Source organism: Micrococcus sp. 116 (assembly GCF_902506395.1).
In the GTDB taxonomy this organism is placed as follows: Bacteria; Actinomycetota; Actinomycetes; order Actinomycetales; family Micrococcaceae; genus Micrococcus; species Micrococcus luteus.
Window position 1 is genome coordinate 1 of the sequence record NZ_LR732386.1, and the last position, 3,979, is coordinate 3,979.

Sequence of the window (3,979 nt, forward strand, 5' to 3'; positions counted from 1 at the left end):
ACTCCCACCACCACCGGAGGAATCCCCCATGACCACCATCACCGATCAGGACTGGTACATCGACGCCACCTGCACCCTGAGCGCGCCCCTCGACGGCGACGACGCCCTGACGATCACCGAACAGCTCGCCCACGTCTACGCCGTCGCCGCGCTCGCGGACAACGGCGCCCGCCTGGAGCTGTCCATGACCGTGCAGGCCCCCAACGCCGTCTCCGCGGCCACACGCGCCCGCGCGGTCGTCTACGGCCTCGAGCTGGCCCAGGTGGACGCCATCACCGCGCTGGAGATCCGCACCGAAGCCGAACGCGACCGCCAGCTGGCCCACTCGGTGATCCCCGAACTCGTGGGCACCACCGAGATCGGCAAGCTCGCCGGTGTCACCCGCCAGCAGGTCTTCAACCTCGCCCGCCAGGCCGACTTCCCCGCCCCCGTCCAGAAGATCGGCGGGCAGGAGCTGCGCCGCCGCGACGCCGTCGAACAGTGGCTGCGCCAGCGCGGAAGGCTCCAGCCGGCCTCCTGACCGCCACCAGCCCCGCATGGGAGACTGAGGACACCCCGCCCGGGTCCGAGCGGCCCCCGATCCCATGGATCGGGGGCCGCTCTGTCATCCCACCCTCAGACACACCACCTAGTCAGGAGACATGAACATCCGACGATGGATCACTGCCGCGCTCGCGGGCGCGGTCGGCCTCGGGCTGACCGGCGCGATCGGCGCCGGCCACCTCCAGAGACTGCCGACCCTGGACCGTATGCCCGGCGCCGAGATCGTGGATGAGCTCACGAGCTGGCAGCGCTTCGCCCAGCTCTGGCTCGCGATCGTGAGCTGGATCGAGCGGACCTATCACCGGCCTCGTAGGCAGGCCCGTCTCGGGAGGCTCACCCCCGTCGAGTTCAAGATGGTTCAACCAGTCCAGGCGGCTGCCCCCGCCTGACAACTCGTGTCAACCAAACTCACGGCAGACCCAACACGCCAAAAAAGGCAGTCATGCCGGATGGCAACGTGATTCCTGCGCCGTTTCCTCACCCGAGGAGTATTTTCTCTGCCATCTCCCGTATGCGGGCCAGTCGTTTGCTGACGGGGCTGTGGTTGGCGTAACCCATGATCTCGGCGATCTCGGTGAGCTGGGTGTACCCGCTGCTGAGCAGGATCACAATGTGGCGGTCCTTAGGGTCCAGGAGTGCCAGGAAGTCGTTGCACACCATGTTGCCTATGACATCCGTTTCCGGGCCCTGGACTGGGCTCTCCTTAGGGACCTCTACGAAGGTGACCTTCGCCTTGGCTCTTTTATGGTGGAGCTTGCGTTCGAAGTCTTCACGGGCGTAGGTCCAGTAGTCGGAGAAGTCGTCTTCGATGCGATGGGACTTCACTGCATCGAGGATGGCGCGCAAGTTGCCGGTACGGTCGGCGGCCTCGACAACTTCTGCTCGGGCTTGCGCGGCGTCCTCCTCGCCGGTCCATATCTCGGACCCTATGCGAGGACGGGTGATGCGGACACCTTCGAGGATGGAGCCGTTCTCGAGCACGGCTGGTTGATCGACGGCAGTCTCACCAAGCGGGCCCTGGGGAAGATCCTTGAGCCGCTCCTGGATGACCTGGGTAACTGGCGGGATCCAGAAGTCGAGGTTGTGGGAGAGCAGGTGGACGGGGTCGTTCTTGGTGAAGCCGAGCATCCTGGAGCTAGGCATCAGGTGTGACCAGATGGCTCCGGCCCACGCTTTGGCAAGCCGCTCAGGGGTATCAGCGGGCAGGAGGCGCTCGATACCAGGGCGGCCCATCAGGTCGGGCCAAAGTCCTCGCGCGAGAACAGGTAGCCCGTACTTCTCGAGAGTCGTCTTGGGCAGCAGGTGATAGAGGGGTGCGAACTCGTAGTAGCGGGTGTGGGTACGGGGAACGAAGATGACGTTGCGGTCTCCCTGTTCGGCGATCTGGGCCAGCCAGTAGGGCAGGTCGTCGTGATCGAACATCCGACGGCGGAACTGGGCGGCTTCCCACAGCATGTTCCACTGCGCCATGGCGAGTTGATCTCGCATCCCGTGCTGGATGACGGTGACGTACTCGGGCAGGTCCGGGTCTTGAGCCTGCAGCGTGCGAGAGTACGCGAAGCCGGCGGAGAGGTTGGTCAACGCCGGGTACCACTCGGGAGTGGAAAGCTCCTCATTCTGCAGGTAGCGCTCGCTGACTTCGTCCTTGCCGGCCAGGTTGGGATCGCGGGGGGTGTCACGCTCATTCATCGTTGTCATACCTCGGTTACGACGGATGCGGCGCCATTCGTTCCGTGGACTGTGGAGTCGTTCGTGTGAGGCCGGGCAATGGGAACTTGTACTGCCGGGTTGGTCTCAGATGACGCGGCTGATGATGACGATAGCCGCGGTGATCGCGGCGATGATCAGGATCAGGCGGGTGGTCTGGGACCAGCCCTCCAGGGCGGCTTGCACGGTTCGGCTGATTTCGACGATCGCATCCACTGTGCATCTCCGTTCCTCGTTGGGTGGGTTCATCAACAGTGACGACGCGACGGGGCCGGATCGTTCCGTACGATCACGCAGAAGCCCCGAGACGCCGCGCCTTAGCTTGCGGATGTCCGTGGGGAAGTCCCCGGGCGCTCGCGGGCAGCGTCGATCAGGGGGCTAACTCGTCGGTGTCCGCCGGAGTGACGGTCTGGTACTGGACGGACGCGCCGTCCGCGGGGCCGTAGCCGATCAGGATGGCCCGCTCGTGGCCGCTGTCCTGGAGGGACTCGGTCAGGAGCGCACCCAGCACCTCGGCGGGGGCGAGATCGTCCACGCGCGTGACCGCGCCCAGGCGCGTGCTGATCATGCCGACGGCCACGATCGAGTCCGTGGGGATCTTGCGCAAAGCGCGGGCCGCGTAGTCGGCGACACCGAAGGGGAAGAGGTGCTGAGGGTCTTCATGATGTCCTCCTTGGACGGGGGTGCGGAGCCCCTCGTGGGCCCTGCTGGGTCAGCGGCAACCGCCGCTGATGTGTCTAACCACAGGCTATGAAGGGCGAGGATGCAAGAGCCCCCTGGAGGAAGATCCTCCAGGGGGCTCTTGCATTGTCTCCTAATCAAAGGAGTAAAGCGATCCAAATCAGTATTTCCACAAGGGAAGGTCCGAGCTCGTATATGAGGGAAGCAATGGCATCCCAGGGGACTGCATGGAGCCACTCAGCGACTTTCGTAGCTGCTGCGACGGTGTCGGTTATGAAGATAAGAACCCCCAGTGCGCTAATGATAGCGGCTAACGGATGGTTCTTGATGCGTCTGAGCCACCTCTTCCAGGGGGGTGGGCGGTGCGTGCCTAACGGTCTCTCACGGGAGCCTCTTCTTGTTTCGTAGCGGTTGTGATGTGCACGTGTCAGGCCGCTGCAGCGGCCACGTACTCTGCCATGAATCATTATTCATTACCTCTCTATGTGATGCCCAGCGGCCTGTTTCGCGGGGATGCGCCGGGGATTGCCCGACCTCTCAAGTATACCAAAGGAGGGACAGAAAAGCAAATCAGAAGGGGTTCATACAATACACACCATGAAGGCCGATTGAATCCGGTAAAAGGCGGCCAAATAATGCCGCTCTGCTGTCGTCGGGGCCGCCCGCCCGCACGCGCCCCATGGCGCGCTGCCCGCCCTGCCGCTGCGCCGGGGGCCGCGCGTGGGCTGCGTGGCCATCTGCGGGCCGTTCTCGGAGCCGGTGGGCACCGTGCCGGTTCGGCGGTGCGCGCGTGAGGGGCTGTAGGGCGTTCTGGCGGAGGGTGGGCTTGTGCGGCCCGTTCGGGCTCGGGGGAGTGTTAGCGCCCGCGCCCACCCCGTCGTGGCCTGGGGTAGAGCCGACTTGAGGCCCGCGCGTCAGCGCCGGGCCGGCTGCTCAGGTGAGGGATGCACCCAACGGGTGGGGCAGCGCGCGCGGAGCGCGCGGGCGAGCGGAGCGAGCCGGCCCCGCGCCAGCGGGGCGGGGTGCGCGTCAGCGCACACCCTGGGAT

Annotated in this window: 4 protein-coding genes and 1 pseudogene; 2 read left to right on the top strand and 3 right to left on the bottom strand. The window is 65.3% G+C overall.

From position 1 onward, the window contains the following. Positions 1–28: 28 nt before the first annotated feature. Positions 29–520 (top strand): hypothetical protein, encoded by a 492-nt coding sequence (locus CITRIK5_RS12050; RefSeq protein ID WP_159833871.1) that lies wholly within the window; start codon positions 29–31, stop codon positions 518–520. Between the two features lie 265 nt (positions 521–785). Next, a pseudogene (locus CITRIK5_RS12305) lies at positions 786–932 on the top strand (IS3 family transposase); the annotation flags it as partial. A gap of 88 nt (positions 933–1,020) precedes the next feature. Here the strand turns inward: CITRIK5_RS12305 and CITRIK5_RS12060 are convergent. From CITRIK5_RS12060 to CITRIK5_RS12065, 3 genes are all read right to left on the bottom strand, one after another. Then, positions 1,021–2,232: a hypothetical protein gene (locus CITRIK5_RS12060; RefSeq protein WP_201294469.1), complete on the bottom strand. Its 1,212-nt coding sequence runs from the start codon at positions 2,230–2,232 to the stop codon at positions 1,021–1,023. 105 nt (positions 2,233–2,337) lie between these two features. Further along, positions 2,338–2,466 (bottom strand): hypothetical protein, encoded by a 129-nt coding sequence (locus tag CITRIK5_RS12350; protein WP_255477388.1) that lies wholly within the window; start codon positions 2,464–2,466, stop codon positions 2,338–2,340. 154 nt (positions 2,467–2,620) lie between these two features. Continuing rightward, positions 2,621–2,857, bottom strand: coding sequence for a hypothetical protein (locus tag CITRIK5_RS12065; RefSeq protein WP_159833877.1), 237 nt, complete (start codon positions 2,855–2,857; stop codon positions 2,621–2,623). Positions 2,858–3,979 lie beyond the last annotated feature (1,122 nt).